Annotated in this window: 15 protein-coding genes; 11 read left to right on the forward strand and 4 right to left on the reverse strand. The window is 65.1% G+C overall.

The features are described 5' to 3' along the window. Window positions 1-50 precede the first annotated feature (50 nt). The 11 genes from ACZZ0O_RS11490 (at window position 51) to ACZZ0O_RS11540 (ending at window position 13,851) form a co-directional block, all read left to right on the forward strand. A complete protein-coding gene (locus tag ACZZ0O_RS11490; protein ID WP_463590810.1) occupies window positions 51-2,132 on the forward strand; it encodes a phosphocholine-specific phospholipase C in 2,082 nt (693 codons plus the stop codon). 385 nt (window positions 2,133-2,517) lie between these two features. Further along, on the forward strand, window positions 2,518-3,162 hold the full coding sequence (locus ACZZ0O_RS11495; protein WP_463590811.1) for a histidine phosphatase family protein: 645 nt from the start codon (window positions 2,518-2,520) through the stop codon (window positions 3,160-3,162). Between the two features lie 110 nt (window positions 3,163-3,272). Then, the gene (locus ACZZ0O_RS11500) at window positions 3,273-3,782 is read left to right on the forward strand and encodes a hypothetical protein (RefSeq protein ID WP_323525947.1); all 510 of its coding nucleotides are present in this window, start codon (window positions 3,273-3,275) and stop codon (window positions 3,780-3,782) included. Window positions 3,783-4,580: 798 nt separating this feature from the next. Continuing rightward, window positions 4,581-5,882 carry a bifunctional tetrahydrofolate synthase/dihydrofolate synthase gene (folC, locus tag ACZZ0O_RS11505; protein ID WP_463590812.1) on the forward strand — a complete coding sequence of 434 codons (1,302 nt, stop codon included), beginning with the start codon at window positions 4,581-4,583 and terminating at the stop codon, window positions 5,880-5,882. Window positions 5,883-5,949: 67 nt separating this feature from the next. After that, on the forward strand, window positions 5,950-7,014 hold the full coding sequence (locus ACZZ0O_RS11510) for an SPOR domain-containing protein (RefSeq protein WP_463590813.1): 1,065 nt from the start codon (window positions 5,950-5,952) through the stop codon (window positions 7,012-7,014). A 225-nt stretch (window positions 7,015-7,239) separates the two neighbouring features. Next, the gene (locus ACZZ0O_RS11515) at window positions 7,240-7,995 is read left to right on the forward strand and encodes a CvpA family protein (RefSeq protein ID WP_055846024.1); all 756 of its coding nucleotides are present in this window, start codon (window positions 7,240-7,242) and stop codon (window positions 7,993-7,995) included. A 30-nt stretch (window positions 7,996-8,025) separates the two neighbouring features. After that, the gene (purF, locus tag ACZZ0O_RS11520; RefSeq protein WP_055846019.1) at window positions 8,026-9,492 is read left to right on the forward strand and encodes an amidophosphoribosyltransferase; all 1,467 of its coding nucleotides are present in this window, start codon (window positions 8,026-8,028) and stop codon (window positions 9,490-9,492) included. Continuing rightward, complete coding sequence (locus ACZZ0O_RS11525; protein ID WP_463590814.1) at window positions 9,467-10,072, forward strand: hypothetical protein; 606 nt, start codon at window positions 9,467-9,469, stop codon at window positions 10,070-10,072. Before purF ends, ACZZ0O_RS11525 begins: the two co-directional genes overlap by 26 nt. Then, a complete protein-coding gene (locus tag ACZZ0O_RS11530) occupies window positions 10,069-10,875 on the forward strand; it encodes a ferritin-like domain-containing protein (RefSeq protein WP_463590815.1) in 807 nt (268 codons plus the stop codon). The genes ACZZ0O_RS11525 and ACZZ0O_RS11530 overlap by 4 nt, the downstream gene beginning before the upstream one ends. Before the next feature lie 1,154 nt (window positions 10,876-12,029). Next, window positions 12,030-13,283 carry a zinc-dependent metalloprotease gene (locus ACZZ0O_RS11535; RefSeq protein WP_055846011.1) on the forward strand — a complete coding sequence of 418 codons (1,254 nt, stop codon included), beginning with the start codon at window positions 12,030-12,032 and terminating at the stop codon, window positions 13,281-13,283. A gap of 148 nt (window positions 13,284-13,431) precedes the next feature. Next, window positions 13,432-13,851: a hypothetical protein gene (locus ACZZ0O_RS11540; protein WP_463590816.1), complete on the forward strand. Its 420-nt coding sequence runs from the start codon at window positions 13,432-13,434 to the stop codon at window positions 13,849-13,851. A 427-nt stretch (window positions 13,852-14,278) separates the two neighbouring features. On the opposite strand, the gene lpxH is transcribed toward ACZZ0O_RS11540, so the two are convergent. The 4 genes from lpxH to ppx form a co-directional block, all read right to left on the reverse strand. Continuing rightward, window positions 14,279-15,022, reverse strand: a complete 744-nt coding sequence (gene lpxH, locus ACZZ0O_RS11545) for a UDP-2,3-diacylglucosamine diphosphatase (protein ID WP_463590817.1) — start codon at window positions 15,020-15,022, stop codon at window positions 14,279-14,281. Window positions 15,023-15,214: 192 nt separating this feature from the next. Further along, a complete protein-coding gene (locus ACZZ0O_RS11550) occupies window positions 15,215-15,757 on the reverse strand; it encodes a phosphatase PAP2 family protein (protein WP_055846003.1) in 543 nt (180 codons plus the stop codon). Continuing rightward, window positions 15,738-16,874 (reverse strand): glycosyltransferase family 4 protein, encoded by a 1,137-nt coding sequence (locus tag ACZZ0O_RS11555; RefSeq protein ID WP_463590818.1) that lies wholly within the window; start codon window positions 16,872-16,874, stop codon window positions 15,738-15,740. The genes ACZZ0O_RS11550 and ACZZ0O_RS11555 overlap by 20 nt, the downstream gene beginning before the upstream one ends. 229 nt (window positions 16,875-17,103) lie before the next feature. Next, window positions 17,104-18,630 (reverse strand): exopolyphosphatase, encoded by a 1,527-nt coding sequence (gene ppx, locus ACZZ0O_RS11560; protein ID WP_115512381.1) that lies wholly within the window; start codon window positions 18,628-18,630, stop codon window positions 17,104-17,106. Between the last annotated feature and the right edge of the window lie 7 nt (window positions 18,631-18,637).

Below are 18,637 nucleotides of genomic sequence, written 5' to 3' on the forward strand. Positions count from 1 at the left end.
GCGGCCGCCACGTGCGTTGCACGTCACCGACTTTTGCAGGGTTTTTCGTTATGACGTCCTCTTCTTCGCGCCGCGATTTCCTCAAGCGTGTTGCTGCGCTCACCGCCGCCGGGGCATTGCCGTCGTCGATCGGCCGCGCACTCGCGCTGCCGGCCAATGCGCGGACCGGCACGCTGCGCGATATCGAACACGTGGTGATCCTGATGCAGGAGAATCGCTCGTTCGATCATTACTTCGGCACGCTGCGCGGTGTGCGCGGGTTCGGCGATCCGCATGCACTGCAGTTGCGCGATGGTCACCCGGTGTGGAGTCAGCCGGCGGCCGATGGGCGCCGACTGCTGCCGTTTGCCTTCGATGCGCAAACCACGAGCGCGCCGCTGATCAAAAGCCTGGATCATTCGTGGAAGGCCGGCCACGGGCAGGACCCGGCGCGCTGGGCCGAATACGACGCGTGGGTGCCCTACAAGGGCGAGTTGACGATGGGCTACTTCCAACGTCATGACGTTCCGTACTACCACGCACTCGCCGATGCGTTCACCATCTGCGACGGCTACTTCTGCTCGATGCACGGGCCGACCAATCCCAATCGCATGTATCTGTTCACCGGCACCAGCGGGCTGAGTGTGGGCGATACCCGCGCGCAGGTGGCCGACAACGCCGATGACGGCAACTGGACCGCCGACATGGCGCGCGATAAACCGGGTTACGCGGCGATGGGTTGGACCACCTATGCGCAGCGCTTGCAGGCGGCCGGCATCGATTGGCGCGTGTATCAGGAATACGACAATTTCGGCTGCAACTCGTTGGCGTATTTTGCGCACTACCGCGGGCTCGACACAGCCGACGAACGTTATCGCCGCGCGCGTGCCTGTGTGCCTGGATCCACCGCAGACAATGCGGCCAGCACCCAGGCCGACCACCTGATTGCCGCGATCGCGGCCGACGTGCAGGGCAATCGCTTGCCGCAGGTGTCGTGGATCATTCCGCCGACTGCGTATTGCGAACATCCGGAAGCGCCGCCGGCCTACGGCGAATCGCTGGTGGCGCGGTTGATCGATACGCTGACCTCCAATCCGCAGGTCTGGGCGAAAACAGTCTTGATCATCAATTACGACGAGAACGACGGTTTTTTCGATCATGTGCCGGCGCCATTGCCAGCGCTGGACGCGCGTATGGGCCGCAGCAATGTCGATGTACGCGGCGAGGCCTACAACGGCGTGCCAGTGGGCCTGGGCATCCGCGTGCCGATGCTGGTGATTTCGCCATGGACGCGTGGCGGTTGGGTCAACTCGCAGGTGTTCGATCACACTTCGGTGCTGCGTTTGCTGGAACGTCGCTTCGGTGTGGCCGAGACGAATATCAGCCCGTGGCGTCGCGCGGTCAGTGGCGATCTCACCAGCGTGTTCGATTTCCGCAAGCCGGACGATTCGGCGCTGAGCGCATTGCCGTCCATCGGCGACTACCGCGCACGCACGGCGGCGCTACGCAACAAGCCATTGCCGGTGCCGCCGACCAACGCCGTCATGCCGCGACAGGAGCCCGGCCAACGCCCGGCGCGCGCGTTGCCATATGCCTTACAGGTGCACGCACGCGTGCAGGACGATGGCGCGCTGCAGTTGCAGTTCGTCAATACCGGGACGGCTGCGGCGGCATTCAACGTCTACACCAGCGCGTCCACCGGCGGGCCTTGGTACTACACGGTATTACCTGGTACCCGGCTCGATGACGTGCCGATGGGCGCCGCGCACGACGGCGCATATGCGCTGCGCGTGCACGGGCCGAATGGATTTCTGCGCGAATTTGCCGGCGATCTGGCGACCACGCCGCACCCAGCGGCAACACCGTGGCTCGAAGCGCGCCAGGACGGCGGCACGCTGATCCTGGAGATCGGTAACGCCGGGCAACAGCCTTGTACGCTGCAACTGCGCGCGCTGGACTACGCAGATCCGGCCCCGCGCGCGCTGCAACTTTCTGCAGGTCAGCGCCAGATCCTGCAGTTGCCGCTCGCCGCAAGCGACCACTGGTACGACGTGGTCGTCGAGCAACCGGGCGGCGCGTTCCGGCGGCGTCTGGCCGGCCATCTGGAAACCGGCAAGCCCAGTCGCAGCGATCCGGCGTTCGGTCGCGTCTGAGTGCGCCTCACGGGGTGGCGGATATTGGCCCGGAACAGCGCCCTGCCATATCGGGACGCGTACTGCACGCTAGGAGTGCAGGTCCAGCGTGGCGGCGCTGTTCGCTGCATCGCGCGCGTGACACCGGCACACAGCGGCCGATCTCCAGGTTGAACGCGCCGGCACCGCTGCCGGCCTCGACAACTTCGCCAGGATCCGGGGATCGGAAGCGCACAGCCTCAGCTTGGAGGGTCTAGAGGCTCAGATGGGGGGCTTAACGGCCGCGCGGCGGTCAGCAGGGAACAGGGCGTGCGCTGAAGCGCAGAGGGAAGGGGCGGGGAGCGGTTATGATGCGGTCCGGTTTCGCCGCGGCGTGCCGGCCCCTCCCCCAAGGAACTCTCAGCGCATGCGCATCCTGCTTGCTCGTCACGGCGAGACGCCGTGGAACGCCGAAGGCCGTTACCAGGGCCAGATCGATATTCCGCTGTCGCCGGTTGGCGAAGGCCAGGCACGTGCGTTGGGCGAGCGGCTGCAGGCGTTGCAGATCACCCGTGCGGTCGCCTCGCCGCTGTCGCGCGCGCAGGCCACTGCCAAGGCTGCATTGGGCGCATCGCGCGAAAGCCTGCTGCAGACCGATTCGGACCTGCAGGAAATTGCCCATGGGGAGTGGGAAGGCCTGCTGGCCAGCGAGATCAACGACAAGGACCCCGCGCGCCTGCGCGCCTGGCGCGAAGAGCCGGACACCGTGCTGATGCCGGGCGGCGAATCGCTGCGTCAGGTGCTGGACCGCAGCTGGCGCGGACTGACGCGCGCGGCCGATGGCCTGGGCGCCGACGACACCTTGCTGGTGGTCGCGCACGACGCGGTCAACCGCGTGATCCTGTGCAAGATCCTCGGCCTGCCGCTGTCCAAGCTGTGGAGCTTCCGCCAGGCCCCGACCACGCTCAACCTGCTCGAAGGCGACGACGTCGATCACCTGGACGTGGTGCGCCTCAACGACTGCGCGCACCACACCCCGTTCTTTGGGGAAGCCAAGCATCGGGCGTTGTAGCAATCACGTGGCAGGTATGGTGCACAAAGTGGCTGTATCCACGTTTGCCGGGTTTGCAATGAATGCATAGACCACATCTTCTGCGTGCGGGATCCTTGTTTTTAACGCCAGTGGCGTTGCTCTTTTTTGCTAATTCCTTCAGATTCCTTCCGCCGTCCAACGCTTCGATCGATCTTACTCTTGTGGTGTTCAGTCTCACCGCGATGGCCCTGTTCGGCACGCTGTGCTGGGCCAATGCAACTGGTAGGCTCGAACGTCAGTTGCAGCGAATAGGTGTTGAACGCTGTGTCTTTCGTTGGCTGATGTCGACGATGGTGGTCGGGCTGGTTGCATGGGCGCTGGTCGTCAGGATTGTGCCTTGGGTATGGACTGAGGCGTTCGGCAACACGTATTCAGAGCAAGTGCTCATACATTCGGCGCCGAAAAGCCTGATGTGCCCTTACGCACTCAGGATTTCCCCATTGCCTCATGGGACACCTGTGCGGCTTTGCATTCGCGAGCACGAAATGATGAGCTTCCCGAATGGTGCGGTGAGTGCGGTCATCCAAGGGAAGCGCTCCTCGCTGGGTTCCACAGTGCATGACTACTATCCCGCCGCACCGCAGGCAGCGGTACCTTAGCCATTGTGGTGTGCTGTATGCGCCCGTGCCACATTCATTGACCTCTTTGTTTTTCTAGGATGGATGAGATATCACTGCCCCGCTTGCCTATGTGCGGTCCAACGAAAATTTCAAGGGTTGTGCAGTGAAGTGAAAGCTGTTTGCTTGGATGAAGGCAGCTTCCGTATTCCTCCTGTTGGGCCTGATCTTGCTCGGCGCATTTGCCGATTCCATACCGGCGCGAGTTTATGCAAGCACGCTATTGGAGATGACCATTCCTGATTGTCGGAATCGTGCTACCAGTGCTGCGACGTAAATACAGTCGTCGTCTTGGTCGACCAGCGGACATGGAAGGCCAGGGATGCGTCTTTGTATGTATTCATGCTCTTCGGGAGACCAATGATGCTGGGTTTTCTGTCCAGGCTGTTGCGCAAAAACAGTGCTTGGTTGCAGACTTTCGCCATCGGTGGTGGGTTGAATAACCGTACGTTATGCAGAGCTGCTATCAATCGAGCAGACACTTTTGCGGGTATCGGTTGCGTGGCGGACCAATGGAGTATGCGTTTCCAAGTTACCTCTGCATCAGCGAAAGCCTGTACCGCCGCTATCCCGAGCAACAGATTGCAGTGACATTGAAAGGCCAGCGCTCGATGTTCGGCTAAAAGGGGTATCGTCGCCCAGCTGTCTCCGCTCTGGCACGTAAGTCTCTATCCCTGTATACCTTCGCCGGTTGCCGTGGCACACAGCAGATGTCAACGCTTGCGATTTACGCTGGAGCGGGCTTGCCTGCATTGGTCCAAGACTCCATCAACCGGGATAATGTCTGCCGCCCGCACGACATCAGGTAACCCCGTGACCACTCCCACCACACTCACCGACTGGCTCGCCTACATTGAGCAGCAACATCCCAGCAGCATTGCGATGGGGCTGGAGCGCGTGCGCGAGGTGGCTGCGCGGCTGCAGATCGAGGCGCCGGCCAAGCATGTCATCGTTGTGGGCGGCACCAACGGCAAGGGCTCGACGGTGGCTTTTGTCGAGGCGATCGGCCGCGCCGCTGGGTGGAAGGTGGGGGCGTATACGTCGCCGCATCTGCTGCGTTACAACGAGCGTGTGCGCATCGATGGTGTCGATGCGAGCGATGCCGAGCTGGTCGCCGCATTTGCGGCAGTAGAGGCGGCGCGGGGCACGACGCCGCTGACCTATTTCGAGTACGGCACGCTGGCGGCGCTGTGGCTGTTTCAGCAGTCCGAACTTGACCTGGCGGTGCTGGAAATCGGCCTGGGTGGGCGCCTGGATGCGGTCAACCTCATCGATTCGGACGTGGCGGTGATCACCACCGTGGATATCGACCACACCGATTGGCTAGGCGAGGACCGCGAGGCGATCGGCGCCGAGAAGGCGGGCATCATCCGCGCGTGGAAGCCGGTGGTGCTGGGCGAGATCGACCCGCCCTCCAGCGTGCTGCGCCGCGCCTACCAACTTGGTGCCAACGCGATCCGCGCCGGCAGCGATTATTTCTTCGAGCCGATCGACGCCCAGCATTGGCGCTGGCGCGATGTGGCGGTGCGCCTGGAGCTGCCGATGCCGGCATTGCAGGCCCCGGTGCAGCTGGCCAACGCTGCCGCCGCCATCGCTGCGCTGCAGGCCTTGCCGGTGGATCTGCCGCATACGGCATGGGCGCAGGGCATCGCCGATGCCCAGGTGGCAGGTCGCCTGCAGCGCAGCGACGTCGCCGGCGTGGCGGTGCTGCTGGATGTAGGGCATAACCCGCAGGCCGCGCGCGCGCTGGCGCAGGCGCTCGGCGCGCAGCCGATTGCCGGCAGCACGCATGCGATCTACGCGGCGCTGGCAGATAAGGACGTCTCGGCGGTGGTGGAGGCGGTGGCCGCGCAGATCGATCAGTGGGCATTGGCCGGCTTGGAAGGTGCGCGTGGTCAGTCTGCACAGTCTCTGCAGCAGCGCCTGCAAGGCACGGTTGCTGCGCAGGCGCCATGCCATGACACCGTCGCTGGCGCCGTGCATGCGGTGCTGGCCATGACCAACCCGGGCGACCGCGTGCTGGTGTTTGGCTCGTTTCATACCGTTGCCGACGCGATGAACGCACTTCGTTCAGCCCACTAGGGTCGGCGAGGTGGCGCCGGCCTTATAATCGCCGCGGCACCCCGCCACGCCTGTAGCTCTCTTTACTGTGGACACTGCTCTGAAACAGCGACTGATTGGCGCCATCGTTCTGGTGGCGCTTGCCGTGATCTTCCTGCCGATGCTGGTCAAGGGCCCCGCGCCGTCCAGCGGTGTCGCCGATGTGCCGCTGGAGGCGCCTGCCGCGCCCGGCAATGGCGAGTTCGAAACCCGCGAATTGCCGCTGGTCACCCCTGGCAATGCGCCGGCGGGTGGTGCGCTGGGCATGGCTGGTGCCCCCAGCGCTCCGGCGGCGGTGCAGGACAACCCGGACGCAGCCGACCTGGCGAACCCCAGCAGCGCGCCGTCTGCGCCGGACGTGGCGGCCGGCAACTACGCGGTGAATTTTGGCGCGTATGCCACCAGCGCCGATGCCGATGCGGTGATCGCGCGGCTCAAGCAGGCGCAGTTGCCCGGCTTCAGCGAGAAGACCCAGATCAATGGCCGCCCTGCCTGGCGCGTGCGCGTGGGGCCGTATGCCGATCAGGCCCAGGCCGAATCGGCCAGGCTGCAGGCAGTGAAGGTGCGTGGCGACGTCAATGCGCAGGTGGTGACGCTGGACGCCAATGCCGCCGCACCGGCGCCGGTTGCGACGCCAACGCCCGCGTCGGCTGCAAAACCGAGCAGCAGCGTGGCCGCTGCCAGCGCGCCTGCTGCGCCCAAGACCGAAAGCCTGCCGCCGGAACCGGCCAAGCCGGTCGCCGCTGCTCCCAAGCCGGCCGAAGCGCCCAAGCCTGCACCGCCCAAGCCGGAAGTCGCCAAGGTAGAACCGGCCAAGCCCGAGCCTGCGAAGCCCGTTGCCGCCGCACCCACCGCGCCGGCGGCCCCTGCCGCGAGCGGCGTCGGGTTTGCCGTGCAGTTGGGCGCGTTCGGCCGCGCCGAAGACGCCAATGCCCTGCGCGACCGTGTGCGCGCTGCCGGCTTCAGCGCCTTTGTCGAACAGGTCCGTACCGACAAGGGCGCGCTCAACCGCGTGCGCGTCGGTCCGGTCGCCAACCGTGGCGATGCCGAGCAGTTGCGCGCGCAGGTTGCGGCCAAGGTCGGCATTTCCGGCATGGTGCGTCCGCATCCTTGAGATGAGCGCAACGCGTCGCGCCGCCACGCAGCGAGCGCGACAGCGGTGCGAATCGGTGTGAGCCACGCGTCCGTCCACGTGTTGTAGGCACCGCAGTGGCGGATGATCAGCGCTGGCATCTTTCGGCCATACCCGCAATTTCGACAGCCTCACGCCCACGGAGGGGAAGGTAATGATCAGCAAGCCACGTTGGACCGGCGCATGCGCCGTGCGGAGAAGTCGCCAATGATCGACATGGTGCTGGGCGTCATCATTCTGGTGTCGGCCCTGTTGGGCTTGCTGCGCGGCTTTGTCGCGATCGTGGTTGGGACCTTGTCGTGGTTGCTGGCGGGCTGGGCCACGTTTCTGTTTGGCGGCGCGGCGGCGCGCTGGCTGGCCGATGGCAAGCACCCATCGGCCACCGAGTCGTTTGGTGGCTACGCCATGGTGTTTGTCGGTGTGCTGATCAGCGTGGCGGTGATCGGCATGGTCATTCGCGCCGGCGTGGATGCGGTCAAACTCGGCGGGACCGACCGCATGCTCGGATTCGGTCTGGGCGTGGTGCGTGGCGGGTTTCTGGCCAGTGTGCTGGTGCTGCTGATGGGGTTTACGCCGTTGCCGCGTGAGCCGGCGTGGCGGCAATCGGTGCTGTTGCCGATGCTGCAGCCCGGCGCCGGCTGGATGCGAGCGCAACTGCCGGCCTGGCGCATGCCGTCGATGGACATGCCATCCATGGAACTCGGCAACTTGCCCACGGAGTTGGGGAAGTTGCCCTCGACAGGCGATAATACCGACCTGGGCAAAATGCTGTCCGGGTCTGGCTTGAGCGACACCGTGTCGCGGGCGCTCGGTAAACCTGGCAAACCCGGCAATGCCGCCAGCGACGGACGCGATCCGGCGCAGGCGATGCCGGCCAATATCGATCCGGCGCAGGTTCGCGGCGGAGAAAGCGACCCGGCTCGGGTCGAATCCCAAGGCCAGGCACGGCCACCTTCACAGTAACGGCGCAAGCCGCAGCGGAGAACGCGCACCATGTGTGGCATCGTCGGTATTGTCGGCAACCAAAACGTCGCCGGGCAACTTTATGACGGCCTGACCGTCCTGCAGCATCGTGGGCAGGACGCCGCAGGCATCGCCACCGCCGACGGCACGCGTTTGCGCGTGCAAAAAGCCAATGGCCTGGTACGCGATGTCTTCGACGAAAAGAAGATGGCGGTGCTGGAAGGCCGCGTCGGCATCGCGCATTGCCGCTACCCGACCGCCGGCTCGGAAGGCATGGACGAGGCGCAGCCGTTCTACGTCAATTCGCCCTACGGCATCGCGCTGGCGCACAACGGCAACCTGATCAACACCGAGGCCTTGCGCCAGCAGGTGTTCGAAGCCGACCGCCGCAACATCAACACCGATTCGGACAGCGAAGTGCTGCTGAACGTGTTTGCCTACGAACTGGACGCACAGCGCATGCTGACCCCCGAGGCGGCGATCCGCGCGGTGGCCGGCGTGCACCGTCGTTGCAAGGGTGGCTACGCGGTGGTGAGCGTGGTGCTGGGTCTGGGTCTGGTGGCGTTCCGCGACCCGCACGGCATCCGTCCGCTGGTGCTGGGCAAGCGCGAGCACGCCGAAGGTACCGAATACATCGTGTCCTCCGAATCGGCGGCGCTGGACATCCTCGGCTACCAGCGCGTGCGCGACGTGCGTCCCGGCGAGGCGATGGTGATCACCGCGCGCGGCGAGCTGTTCTCGGAAGTCTGCGCAGCCCCGACCATCAATGCGCCGTGCATCTTCGAGTATGTGTACTTCGCGCGTCCCGATTCGATGATCGACAACATCTCGGTGCACAAGGCGCGCATGCGCATGGGCCTGAAGCTGGGCGAAAAGATCCTGCGCCTGCGCCCGGATCACGACATCGACACCATCATTCCGATCCCGGACACCTCGCGCGATGTGGCGCTGGAAATGTCCAACGTGCTCGGCGTGAAGTACCGCGAAGGCTTCGTCAAGAATCGCTACGTGGGCCGCACCTTCATCATGCCCGGGCAGGGCGAGCGGCAGAAATCGGTGCGTCGCAAGCTCAACCCGATCCACCTGGAATTCCGCAACCGCGTGGTGCTGCTGGTGGACGATTCCATCGTGCGCGGCACCACCAGCCGGCAGATCGTGCAGATGGCGCGCGATGCTGGTGCGCGCAAGGTGTATCTAGCCTCGGCCGCGCCGCCGGTGCGCTATCCCAACATCTACGGCATCGACATGCCGGCTGCCGAAGAGCTCATCGCGCATGGCCGCAGCGAGCTGGAAATCCAGGAATTTCTCGGCTGCGACTGGCTGATCTACCAGGACCTGGAAGATCTGGAAGTGGCGGTGCGCGAAGGCAACCCGGACATCAAGCAGTTCGATTCCTCGTGCTTCAACGGCGAGTACATCACCGGCATCGAACCGGGCTATTTCGAACGCATCCAGCAACTGCGCTCGGACGATGCCAAGAAGCGTCGCCGCGCCTGAACTGCTGCGTCGCCGCGGCCACCTGACCGTGGTCGCTGCCGGGGTGGCAGCGCTGCTGGCGGGCTGCGCCGCCGATGACGCTGCGGCGATCCGCACGCTGGACGACCCGCGTTTGCGCAACGGGCAGGTGCCTGTTGCACTGAGCACCACCCTGGACATGCAATTGGATTGGCAGCAACAGGCCGCGCTGGACCCCGCAGTCGCCACGCCTGCCGGCGCGCAGCGGCTGGATCTAGCCGGCGCCACGCGCGTGGGCGAGTCACTTGTTGTCGTGCGCCTGCGCGCAGCGGCAGCTGCAGGCGCGCCGCCAGCGGGTTTGGCGGAATGGACGTACGCGGTGGATTGTCGCAGCGACCAGGCGCGTTTGCTTGGGGCAGGAATCGGTATTGGTGCGGGTGGCCCGGGCGCGCTGCCGTCATCGGTGCCAGCGCCTGCGCAGGCCGATCGCGCGCGGCTGTTCGCGCTGGTGTGTGCCAAACGCACGGCCTGCGAGTTGCGGGTCAAGGCAAACGCCTGCGAGCGGGTACGTGCCGCATCGCTCGCGGCACTGGGTCAGCAACAGGTGCGGCAGGCGCGGTGATCACCGATCTGTTCGACGCCGCACGCGCCTGCCTGGATGCTGCCGATCCGCTGCAAAAAGTCGCGTTGACGCAACAGTACGCCGCCGCGTTTCGCGATGGCGAGCTGCGGTTGAATGCGGCCGCGCCAGCACCTGCGCCGATCTGCATGCCGGGCCGGCCGGCCACACCGGCACTGGTGCATCCGCGCGAGTTGCCGCGGCGTGGACTGGGGACGGTGGAAGGACGCGCGGCCTTCATCCATGCGATTGCGCATATCGAACTCAATGCGATCGACCTGGCCTGGGATGCGGCTTATCGCTTCCGCGGCCTGCCCGATGCGTTCTATGCCGACTGGGTGGCGGTGGCCGACGACGAATCCCGCCACTTCATGCTGCTGCGCGCGCGCCTGCAGGCGCATGGACACGACTACGGCGACTTTGCCGCGCACAACGGGCTGTGGGAAATGTGCGAGAAAACCGCGCATGACGGTCTGGCGCGCATGGCGCTGGTGCCGCGAGTGCTGGAAGCGCGCGGCCTGGACGTGACACCAGCGATGATCGTCAAATTGCGCTCGCTCGGTGATGCCGCCACGGCCGAGGTGCTGGAAACCATCCTGCGCGAGGAAGTGGCGCACGTCGCGGCCGGCTCGCGCTGGTACCGCTGGTATTGCGCGCAGGCCGGTATCGAACCACGGGCACGCTTCAAGGCGTTGCTGCGCGAGTACGCCGGCGGCTACCTGCATGGCCCGTTCAATCTGCAGGCGCGGCTGCTTGCCGGTTTCGACGAAGACGAACTGGCCGATCTGGTGGAGCAGGCCGGCTGAGTAAGTGGGTTGATCGTGCTGTTGTGGAGCGGAACACACGCATGCCTGGTCGGGCACTGACCGCAGAGCGGTGCGGTACGTGCGCTTGGCGTCATCGGAGCTTCGCAGGCTGCGCTGGTCGATGCCGTAGTGCCTTCACCAGTCGGAAGGCACGCAGTGAATCCATTCCTGCCGCCGCCGTTTTTCCCGCAGGCAATGAGTACATCGCGTCAGAGCCTTGGCCGACTGTGCGATTGAAAACCAGACACACCGACCATCACGACGGGTCCTTGCCCGCTCACCGTCGCGGGACCTTACGCGGCATGGATGCCGCGTAAGAGCCTCCAGGGACGGATGCACGGCGTGTCCCGCGATGGTGGGCAGGCAAGAACCCTGCAGATAAAACGCAGATCAAGCACTCCGTAACCGACCCAGTCAAAGCACCCAAGCTTCCCAAGACAGCGGAGAGCTCCATGGATGGATGCACTGCGTGTCCCGCGATAGTGGGCGGACAAGGGCCCTGCAGATAAAAACGCAGATCAAGCACTCCGCAACCGACCCAGTCAAAGCACCCAAGCTTCCCAAGACAGCGGGAGAGCTCCATGGATGGATGCACGGCGTGTCCCGCGATGGTGGGCGGGCAAGGGCCCTGCAAATAAAGCGCAGATCAAGCGCTCCGCAACCGACCCAGTCAAAGCACCCAAGCTTCCCAAGAAACCGAGAACCCCCCCTCGCTGTTAGAGCGGCTGACAAAACGCCGCGAGCGAGAGGCCGATGGCTGCACAAGGCGCACCCAGAACCGGCATCCCGCATGTCCACCTGATGCAGACCCAGCCGAACAATACCGACACCCGGCTGATCGACGCGTAGTGGTGTGCTACCGGCTCCCAGTCTGTCGATGCACCTGCCTGAACCGGCTGACCCTCGCCGCCGCGATATCCGCGATGCGGCACAACGCACGCACATCGCCGACACCCCGGGCGACCGGAACTGTGCGCTACGTCGTTGCGCAGGCGCGCCGGAATCGCATCCAGTCATCGGCAAGCATCACAGAAATGTAATTTTCTGTTGCAACAACTTGCATTCGGTACATTCCGGCGCGCCCTAATGGCGTCCCGGGGACAGGGGCCCGGTGTTTCGCACCCGTTGCTTCCATGTCTTAGGAGAGAGAGACGATGAAGTCGAAGTCGATGTGCACCACAGTGGGTCTGATCGCCATGTGCCTGGCCGGATCGGCTGCCGCTGCCGGCAAGCCGCTGTATCAGACCGGCCCGGCACTCAGCCGCGGCGCCGCGGCGACCGCCACCGCAGAACCCTCGTTGCAACGCCTGTTGAGCGCCCCGTCCACCACCAACGCACAGGTGGTGCAGCTCGACGCCGGTGCAGTGGTTGCCGGTGAAAAACTGCTGGAATTGCAGCTGGATGGCCAGACCATCACCGCCACGCAGGCCAAGGTGGATGCGTTGGAAGGCGGCGATAGCGTGTGGTACGGCAACCTCGGCCCGCGTGCCGGCACCCGTGCACGCACCTTGTCTGGCGTGGATCCGCTGAACTCGGCCATCCTGGTGCGTAGCGGCGACACCGTCACCGGCACCATTCGCTACGCCGGCAAGCTGTATCGCCTGCGTCCGCTGGCCGATGGCCGCCATGTGCTGGTGCAGGTCGACGAGCAGCGCATGCCGCAGGAGCATCCGGCCGAATACAGCCTGCTGCCCAAGTTCGACATGCCTGGCGATGGGCGCGTGACCGCGGCGGCGGCCTCATCCGGCAGCCCGGCCACCATCCGCGTGCTGGTCGTGGCCACCAACAAGGCGGTAACTGCGTACGGCGGCAACATGCAGTCGCTGGTGCAACTGGCGGTGGCCGAAGCCAACCAGGGCTACATCAACAGCAATGTCGGCATCACCTTGCAGCTGGCCCGCTACGAGACCACCAGCTACACCGAAACCGGCAACTTCACCACCGACCTGCAGCGCTTCCGCGTCACCAATGACGGTTACATGGACAGCATCCACACCAGCCGCAACACCTACACGGCCGATGTGGGCGTGATCGTGCTGGACAACAGCAGCTACTGCGGCTTGGCCTCGGGCATCGGCTCCACGGCCGCCAGCGCCTTCGCATCGGTGTACTGGGATTGCGCCACTGGCTACTACAGCTTTGCGCATGAAATCGGCCATCTGCAAAGTGCCCGCCACGATTCCACCAACGACCCGAGCACCTCGCCATACGCCTACGGTCACGGCTATCGCTACGGCAACAGCTGGCGCACCATCATGGCCTACGACTGCACCAGCGGCTGCCCGCGGCTGAACTACTGGTCCAACCCCAACATCAGCTACAACGGCGTGCCCATGGGCAATGCCAGCACCGCCGACAATCAGCGCGTGCTGGTCAACACCAAGGCCACGATCGCCGGCTTCCGCTGATTTTTGCGGCGTTTGCCGATTCCTTGTGTGATTGCGATGGCCCGGCACCGAGAGGTGTCGGGCCATTGCGCTACACCCGAGCGCGGTGATCGCGCAGACTAGACGCACCGTCGGCACCTGCCGGCCACGTCCCGTCAGCGGAGCACTCATGTCCATGTCCTCGCGTTATGCGCTGCTGTGCCTGGCCGCGCTGGCAGTTGCCGGATGCAAACAGCAACCTGCCGAGCCCGCCGCCACTCCACCCAAGCCCGCAGTTGCGGCGCCAGCGCCGACCACCGAAAACGCTGCCGAAGCGCGTGCGTTGCAGGTACTCGAAACGCGCTTGCAGAGCGACCAGGTGTACCCGGACAACTGCATCAGCATCATGGCCGAACAAGGCGATCCGCCATCGCCGGACGTGTTTGAATTTGCCGTGCACGAACGCCACGGCGACGGCTGCCCAGGCGACCCGCAGACCAGCCCGGTGCGTGACCGCTTCCGCGTCCAGGCCGACGGCACACTGTTCTGGTACGACGTGGTCAATGCGGATTTCGTCGACTACGCCGAGCGTGCGCGCAGCACGCAGTGACGCGTTGAAGTGGTTTGGCCACGCAGGAGTACGCGCCCGCATTGGGTTGCCGCCGAGCGCTGAGAATTGAGGGTTTCCGCACCAAAGCGCGCTATTGCTAGCGGCGTCCGTTGTCGATGAGCGTCGCCAAGTGCGGCCCTTCAACAGCGCGATTCATCGATATGTCCGATGCCGGGTGGACTCGCTGCGACACTCGGATTGAGATGCGGAACGCACGCGCTGCGTCGTTTTGAGCGCGCTCTGCATTGGCTGGCCTTACCGAACGTCCTTGCCGGTATCCAGGGCACGCTGTCGTGCTTGCAAAGCATGAGTCACGACTGGCCTGCGATGCGGATAGCAGCGGCGACGCATGCACAACCGGTGGCGTCAGGGCTCACCGCGGCGCGATCCCCGCATGCAGGTGCAGCTGCAGCTGCGAGTGCCGGATCTACAGCGGCAACTGCTCCAACGCAACGCCATCGGCATCCACACGCAGTACCGAACCTTGCTCGTACCAGTCGCCCAGCACGATGCGCGTGCAGGTGTTGCCACCGGCTTGCAGGGTGTGGATTGCAGGGCGATGGGTATGGCCGTGGATCATGCGATCCAGCCCGTACCGCGCGAAGGTCGCTTCCACCTCGGCCGGCGACACGTCGGTGACGGTTTCGAGCTGCGCCTGGTCGCCCTGTTTGAGTTCGGCGTAGCGGGCCTGGCTGGCCGCACGCGCCTGCTGCGCGAACGCCACGCGTGCCGCCAGCGGCTGCGCCAGAAACTGCGCCTGAAACGCCGGGTCGCGCGTCTGCGCGCGGAACGCCTGGTAGGCGGTGTCGTCGGTGCACAACAGATCGCCGTGCATCAGCAGCGTCGTATGGCCGTAGAGATCGATCACGGTGGGGTCGGGCAGGATGCGGAAGCCCGCGCGCTGTGCGTAGGCATTGCCCACCAGGAAATCGCGGTTGCCCGGCATGAAGAAGACCGGGACGCCGGAATCGGCCACTGCGTGCAGTGCCACCGCCACCTCGTCTGCCGCGGTGGACGGCGTGTCATCGCCGATCCAGGCTTCGAACAGATCGCCAAGGATGTAGAGCGCATCGCTACCGGGCACCTGCGTCTGCAGGAAATCCAGAAACAGCGCGGTGATCGCCGGCCGGGCCGGATCCAGATGCAGGTCGGAAATGAACAGTGTCGTCATCGCGCCATTGTACGGCGCGACCGCCGGATGGCGAGGCGCGGGAACTGCGATTGCGTGAGCGGGCGATTAGCGCATTGCAGCGGGGCATGCCTGCGCAGGCAACTCGGGCAGAGTCCGCTCTCCTGCGGAAAACGATGAGGCATGAAGCGAGGGCACATGCGAGGACGCGCAGTGCAGTGTCGCAACACACCGCTACCCAATCAGCGCCGGCAGCCCCCACAACGACAGGCTCGCCAGTCCCACCCCGATCGCCGTGGCGGCCAGTACGTCGCTGGGGTAATGCAGCCCGAGCACTACGCGCGACAGCGCCACGCATGCCGAAAATGGCACCAGCAACGGTGCGAGCCATGGGTAATAGGCCAGCGCCACGATGCTGAAGGACACCGCATGCAAGGTATGGCCGGACGGAAAACTGAACTCGTCCAGCGGTGCCACCCAGGCGCGGATACGCACGTCGGCCGCATACGGGCGCGGGCGGCGGGTCCAGCGTTTGAGTGCCTTGTACAGGGTCAATGCGAGCACGCCGGTGGCGGCCATGTGCGCCGATGCGCGAACGCCGTCCATGCCGTCGAGCAGCACCAGAATGCCCATCAGGCTGTACCAGAACACGCCATCGCCCAGCCGGCTGACGGTGGCGAATGCGCGGCGTACCGGGTGGCGCCGGCACCAGTGATTTGCGCGCCGGCACCAGCGCGCTTCGTGGCCGCGCAAGACCTCAAGCCGCGTTGACGACATAACGCCCCCGTGCCGCAGTGATGCCCAACAACAAGCCATCGAAGTCGGACACCACATTGTCCGGATGCAGCCTTTTCATCGCCTGCGCTGCCGCCGCACCGAGGCGTTGGCGCAGCGCGTCGTCTTGGGTGAGCGCGACGGCGGCCTGGATAAAGGCCGCATCGGTGTCTACCGCCGCGCCGGTCTGACCATTGCGCAGATATTCCCGGGCGGCACCGTAGTCGAAGGCGACCGTCGCCACACCGCTGGCCATCGCCTCCAGGGTCACGTTGCCGAAAGTCTCGCTGCGGCTGGGGAACAGGAACAGATCGCCGCTGGCAAAATGGCGCGCCAAGGCATCGCCACGCTGCACACCGCAGAAGATGAAGTCCGGATTCTCGTGCGCGATCTTTGCGCGCGCCGGGCCATCGCCGACCCACACAAAGCGCGCTTTCGGGCGGACCTGCTGCAACTTGCGAAACGCCTGCACCGCCAAGGGTAGATTTTTTTCGTTGGCGATCCGTCCCACATAGATCGCCGCAAAGCCTTCGCCTTCGATGCCCCACTCAGCGCGCAAGGCATGATCGCGACGGCCCGGATCGAACTGCTGGCTGTCCACCGCGCGTGCCAGCAACTGCACACGTTCGAAGCCGTCGTCGCGCAGCAACTGTTGCAGCTCGCGCGTCGGCACCAGCGTGGCGTCGGCCTGGTTATGAAAGCGCCGCATCCAGCGTAACGCGGTGCCTTGCAGCCAGGCGGCACCGTAGTTCGGCAGGTATTCGTCAAAGCGAGTGTGTAAGCCGGATGCGACCGGAATGCCCAGCCGGCGTGCCGCCCGCATCGCCGACCAGCCCAGCGGGCCTTCCGTGGCCACATAGATCGCATCCGGTTGCGTCGTTCGCCAATGACGGATGAGCCGCTGGGTCGCTGGCAGCCCGAATTTCAGCCCCGGGTAGCGCGGCAGTGCAGCGCCACGTACAAGCAACGCATCGGATGTGCCGGTGTCGCTGCTCTGACGTGGACGCACCACGTCCACCTGATGTCCGCGTGCGCGCAGGCCGGTTTCCAGACCGTGGACGGTCAGCGCAACACCGTTGACCTCGGGGGGGTAGGTTTCGGTAACGATCGCGTAGCGCATGCCGCTCTCCCGTTTTCGCTAGCTTCCGGCAGGGCGATGGCATTGATGTTGCGCCGACAAGACGCGGCAGTGACAGTGGAGCCGGGAATGGGGAATAGGGAATCGGGAATCGGGAATCGGGAATCGCAAAGGCAGCGTGCTGCATTTGTTCGGCGTAATCGCCACCAGTCAGAAATTTTTCATAGCAGCGTGATCGACTAATCCCGATTCCCGATTCCCGATTCCCGCCTCAGGTTACAAACGGTTTGAACGCGATGCCCAGGCCGGCCATGCTTTCGACTTCGCCGATCAGATCGGCGCGCAGCAGCGGGCGCGAATCGATCCAGCTTTGCGACAGGATCAACGACAGCCGCGTGTCGTCGGCGGTGAGTTCCAGTGTCGGAATCGGGTCCGATTCGTGCGCACGGTGCAGCAGCACCGCCAGCCGCAGCAGTGCAGCCTTGCGGCGGGTGGGCAGCAGCAGTCGGTCGGGAAGCGCGTCGAAGGCGGTCTTGGGCACGTTGCGTCGATGCGTGCGCACCAGCGAGGCGACGACCTGTTGTTCCTGCCGCGAAAAACCGGCGATATCCGAATGTTCCAGGATGTAGCTGCCATGCACGTGGTACTGGCTGTGCGCGATGATCAGGCCCAGCTCGTGCAGGCGGGCGGCACGCCGCAGCACCTGCGCGTCGTCGCCATCCAGCTGCCAGGATTCGCACACCTGATCGAACAGGCGGCAGGCCGTGGCTTCCACGCGTTGCGCCTGTACCTCATCGATGCCGTAGCGCTGCACCAGCGAGGCCACCGAGCTATCGCGCGGGTCGTTTTCGCCGCCGCGGCCGAGCATGTCGTACAGGATGCCTTCGCGCATCGCCGCCTTGCTGACCATCAGCTTCTCCAGCCCCAGGGCCTGGAAGGCCGCTTCGAGCACCAGAATTCCACCGGCGATGATCGGCCGGCGCTCGGCCGCCAGGCCGGGCAACTGGATATCTTCGATGCGCTTGGCCTTGAGCAGCTCGTCGCGCAGCGCCGGCAGCGCCTGCGCGGTGATCGCACCCTTGGTGAGCTTCATCGCCGCGCACATGTCGCCGATCGCCTTGTGGGTGCCGGACGAGCCAATCGCCTCATGCCAGCCTAGCGCCTTGTACTGACCAGCAAATTGCTGAAATTCGGCGCCGATCTCGGTCAGCGCATCTTTCCATTTTTTCTTCGACAGCTTGCCGCCCGGGAAAAACCGCCGCGTGCTGGCGATGCAGCCGGCCTGCAGACTCTCGCGTTCCAGCGTCTGAAACCCGCGGCCGATGATGAATTCGGTCGAGCCACCGCCGATGTCGATCACCAGCCGGCGTTGATCGGGTTTGGGCGGTTGCGCATGGGCAACGCCCAGGTAGATCAGGCGCGCTTCCTCACGCCCGCTGACCACTTCGATCGCGTGCCCGAGCGCAGTTTCCGCCGGCATCAAAAACGCTTGCGGCGAACGCAGCTGACGCACCGTGTTGGTCGCCAGCGCGCGCACGCGCAGCGAGGGCACTTCACGGATGCGTTGACCGAAGCGCGCCAGACATTCGAGCGCACGTTGCCGCGCTTCGTTGGACAGGCCGCCCTTGCCATCCAGGCCGTCGGCCATGCGCACGGTTTCGCGCAGGCGGTCGACGACGCGCAGCTGACCCATCAGGTAGCGCGCAATGACCATGTGGAAACTGTTGGACCCTAAGTCGATGGCGGCAAGAAAATCGCCGTCGCGCAGGGGCGGAATCGTGGGGGAGGGCGTTGGCATGGCCGCA

The sequence above is a fragment of the Xanthomonas sp. AC360 genome (assembly GCF_979258225.1).

Bases quoted from the DNA above. Each gene is read 5' to 3' on its own strand.
- ACZZ0O_RS11490 (WP_463590810.1), top strand. From the start codon at position 51: ATGACGTCCTCTTCTTCGCGCCGCGATTTCCTCAAGCGTGTTGCTGCG.
- ACZZ0O_RS11495 (WP_463590811.1), top strand. From the start codon at position 2,518: ATGCGCATCCTGCTTGCTCGTCACGGCGAGACGCCGTGGAACGCCGAA.
- folC (WP_463590812.1), top strand. From the start codon at position 4,581: ATGTCTGCCGCCCGCACGACATCAGGTAACCCCGTGACCACTCCCACC.
- ACZZ0O_RS11515 (WP_055846024.1), top strand. From the start codon at position 7,240: ATGATCGACATGGTGCTGGGCGTCATCATTCTGGTGTCGGCCCTGTTG.
- purF (WP_055846019.1), top strand. From the start codon at position 8,026: ATGTGTGGCATCGTCGGTATTGTCGGCAACCAAAACGTCGCCGGGCAA.
- ACZZ0O_RS11525 (WP_463590814.1), top strand. From the start codon at position 9,467: ATGCCAAGAAGCGTCGCCGCGCCTGAACTGCTGCGTCGCCGCGGCCAC.
- ACZZ0O_RS11535 (WP_055846011.1), top strand. From the start codon at position 12,030: ATGAAGTCGAAGTCGATGTGCACCACAGTGGGTCTGATCGCCATGTGC.
- ACZZ0O_RS11540 (WP_463590816.1), top strand. From the start codon at position 13,432: ATGTCCATGTCCTCGCGTTATGCGCTGCTGTGCCTGGCCGCGCTGGCA.
- lpxH (WP_463590817.1), bottom strand. From the start codon at position 15,022: ATGACGACACTGTTCATTTCCGACCTGCATCTGGATCCGGCCCGGCCG.
- ACZZ0O_RS11550 (WP_055846003.1), bottom strand. From the start codon at position 15,757: ATGTCGTCAACGCGGCTTGAGGTCTTGCGCGGCCACGAAGCGCGCTGG.
- ACZZ0O_RS11555 (WP_463590818.1), bottom strand. From the start codon at position 16,874: ATGCGCTACGCGATCGTTACCGAAACCTACCCCCCCGAGGTCAACGGT.
- ppx (WP_115512381.1), bottom strand. From the start codon at position 18,630: ATGCCAACGCCCTCCCCCACGATTCCGCCCCTGCGCGACGGCGATTTT.